This window comes from Nocardioides sp. CPCC 206348 (assembly GCF_048654705.1).
GTDB lineage: Bacteria > Actinomycetota > Actinomycetes > Propionibacteriales > Nocardioidaceae > Nocardioides.
The window spans coordinates 19,460-19,832 of sequence record NZ_JBMCZA010000159.1 but is presented as its reverse complement, the minus strand read 5'-3'; the positions used below and the strand labels follow the sequence as shown (position 1 = coordinate 19,832).

1 pseudogene is annotated in these 373 nt (G+C 72.4%); it reads left to right on the top strand.

The features are described 5' to 3' along the window. Positions 1-85: 85 nt before the first annotated feature. Positions 86-373: pseudogene (locus ACOADB_RS11620) on the top strand (histidine kinase); the annotation flags it as partial.

The window sequence follows — 373 nt, the reverse complement described above, 5'->3', positions numbered from 1 at the left end:
GTGATGTGACCTCCGTCACCGTTGTGTTCTTTGTGTTCACGCCGCACGCCGCGATCCAGCGCGACGGATGGGAGAGACTGCAGGCGTGCCCCGCCTGCCTCGCCTCCTGCGCGACCGGTCGGTCGCGCGCCAGGTGCTGCTGCTGCAGGTCGCGATCGTGCTGCTGCTGGTGGTCACCGCGATCGCGTTGGCGGCGTACGACGCCCGGCGCGACGCGCGCAGCCGGGCCACCGAGCGCGCGGTGGCTGTGGCCCAGACCGTGGCCGACTCCCCCACCGTCCGCGAGGCACTCGCCGGGAAGGACCCCACTGCCCTGCTCCAGCCGTGGACCGAGGAGGTGCGCCGCGACACCGACACCGACTTCGTCGTGGTC